Source organism: Moorena sp. SIO2C4 (genome assembly GCF_010672485.1).
GTDB lineage: Bacteria > Cyanobacteriota > Cyanobacteriia > Cyanobacteriales > Coleofasciculaceae > Moorena > Moorena producens.
This window is the reverse complement of record NZ_JAAHGN010001123.1, coordinates 1-2353: the sequence shown is the minus strand read 5'-3', so window position 1 is coordinate 2353 and position 2353 is coordinate 1. Positions and strand designations below refer to the sequence as shown.

The 2353-nt window shown below is 40.3% G+C and carries 3 protein-coding genes and 1 pseudogene; 3 read left to right on the top strand and 1 reads right to left on the bottom strand.

Annotation, left to right across the window (positions count from 1 at the left end; translation table 11 throughout):
* Positions 1–187 precede the first annotated feature (187 nt).
* A pseudogene (locus F6K20_RS34540) lies at positions 188–508 on the bottom strand (IS630 transposase-related protein); the annotation flags it as partial.
* A gap of 195 nt (positions 509–703) precedes the next feature.
* Here F6K20_RS34540 and F6K20_RS34535 point away from each other — a divergent pair.
* From F6K20_RS34535 to F6K20_RS34530, 3 genes are all read left to right on the top strand, one after another.
* Positions 704–1099 (top strand): Crp/Fnr family transcriptional regulator, encoded by a 396-nt coding sequence (locus F6K20_RS34535; RefSeq protein ID WP_202799298.1) that lies wholly within the window; start codon positions 704–706, stop codon positions 1097–1099.
* The gene (locus F6K20_RS40325) at positions 1100–1309 is read left to right on the top strand and encodes a helix-turn-helix domain-containing protein (RefSeq protein ID WP_202799301.1); all 210 of its coding nucleotides are present in this window, start codon (positions 1100–1102) and stop codon (positions 1307–1309) included. It abuts the gene before it with no gap.
* 547 nt (positions 1310–1856) lie between these two features.
* Positions 1857–2353: calcium-binding protein (locus tag F6K20_RS34530; RefSeq protein ID WP_287297809.1), on the top strand; the 497-nt coding region annotated here is incomplete at its 3' end.

Here is a 2353-nt window from a genome sequence, read left to right as displayed (position 1 = left end):
TGGTTTGTTCGCGTTCGCCTTTGGCGTGGCCTACGGCCAAGCGTCGCCTTTGGCGATAGTTACCGTAAGACAGGCTCGCCTTAATCAATAAGTTTTAACCCTTTTTTGCATAACCTACCAACCATAAAGGCTCAACGTAATCAGGTTTCGTCTCCGGGGGAAACCCCCAAGACCGCGCTGCATCGCTTTCCCGATAACGAAGTTCTTTTTTTTTACGAGTTATTTTCATTTTTTTGAGTGCGTAGAATATTGCACTCGGGCGCACTCCAAATTTTTTGGCTCTCTCTATTAATTTAGCATCTGGATTTTCTTTGACATCTTGTTCTAAGGCTTTCCAATCTAGCTTTCTTTGACGACGTTCTACCTTAGTCGCCTTTAGTTCTGAACGATTTAACCACTTGTATATTGTCGCTATTCCTATCCCAAATACTTTCGCTGCCTCTGTAATATTTCCACCTTTTTCTATATACTTTATTACTTTTTTTCTGAAATCTAGACTGTATGGCATTGCTGTCAGTTATTGAAAATATACCCTTTTTATTTTACCTCATTACCGTCTTATCCTTAATTGAAACAACTATAGTTGCTGCCTGGGACATTTTCTGTGTTCAAGTTCTGATTTTTTCCGATCTTTTCCAACAGACATCGCCAAAAATGATTGCTTAAACTATTCACATGTCGTGCCGTACTAGAAGCCTTATTGATGAATCTATTGAAACCTGAGAGCCTTCCCCCTGCTCTAAGTCAGGGTGTCATCTTCCAGAATCTGGTTGCTGAACAGAAGCTATTTTACCAGGTAAATTCCGCATCGTCTTTTTTTGTAGTGGAAACAGGGCGATTCAAACTTGTTCACTACACTCAATCAGGGAAAATGGTTACACTTCAGGTTGTTAGAGCTGGTGAGAGCTTAGCTGAAAGTGCTCTTTTTTCAACGGTCTATCCTTACACAGCAATTGCTAAGGTAGCTTCACGAGTAATTTTTTATCCCAAGCAACTTCTTTTGTCAAGCCTTTGCCTTTATCCTGACTTGGCCGAGAATTTCATGACCATTTTGGTTAGACACATTCACTCCCTCAGAGTCCGTTTAGAGTGGCGATAAATTCGGACTGCTCACGACCGGGTACTTCAATATCTACACTACTTAGCTCAGTTCCGTAATCAAACGGTTCTCAGCTTAGACCAACCCTTCAAAGAAATTGCTGCTGAACTAGGTTTGACTCCCGAAACCGTATCACGAGCTTTGATGCAACTAGAGAAAACAGGAGCAATTACTCGTAAGAGGCGTTTGATTACCTTAATTGAAAATTGAAAATTGAAAATTGAAAATGGTTAATTGACTCTTGACAATTAACCATTAAGCATTAACCCTTGCCCTGAATATGAAGTGATTCACCGGACAAGCTATGACCTGTGTAAAACTTGATTTGAATCAAGTAAGTCTAATTTGTTTCTAATTTTTATCCTTGACAATAATTTATAATCGCTTCCTCTAACACTTGATTTAAATCAAAAAAGTCTAACTTTTTTATAATTTGTTTATAATTTGTATTCAAGTATAAAAAATTATAGTTGATATCAATTCCGGTTAAACACTCATCCTACCAGGTAGTAGTTTAGACTACTCATTCATCGTTAATTGTTGATGGTAACTTCCATTAATTCCCATTAATTCCCATTAACAATTAACGATTTACCTGAATACAACGTGATTAACCGATATCTTGCATCATTGTCATTAATCCTAGGGTGGGCAGTGCCTACCAGCGCGCTTTGCAAGCTTCATTATCTGTCTGGTGCACTGCCCACCCTACATCAACTGTTAGAGAAAATTCAAGCTAAAACAAGGAGACAATTAAATGGCAGCAATATTAAGTCCAGGTAGCACAGGTCCGCTATTTATAAGCGACTTTGAGGGTGCAATGTTTTTTGATAGCCCTCAAGAGGGTGGAGGTGTATTCGCCGTAGGACAAGAAGATCAAACTAACATTTTTATTTTTGGCGACGGTAATGATGTAGCAGCTGGCGGCGATGAAGTAGATATACTCATGGCTGGAGCAGGAGACGATAACATCCAGGGTGCTGGAGGAACTGACTTTGTCTTCGGCGGTCTGGGAGATGATATTGTTCGAGGCGGCTTAGGAGATGATGTTGTTGTTGGCAATGAAGGATCCGATGTTCTGATCAGTGGCGGCGGCAGCGATATCTACGAGTTTTTCGCAGATCAGTTCTTAGAAGGAGATTTGGATATTATCCTCGACTTCGAAGTAGGAAGTGATGCGATAGTAGTTGTAGGCAGCACTGATGTAAGTTACGACGCCTTCACCGGCTTTTTATCGGTTGATGGATCGGAAGT

Coding starts and splice junctions, on each gene's coding strand:
- F6K20_RS34535 (WP_202799298.1), top strand. CDS start 704: ATGAATCTATTGAAACCTGAGAGCCTTCCCCCTGCTCTAAGTCAGGGT.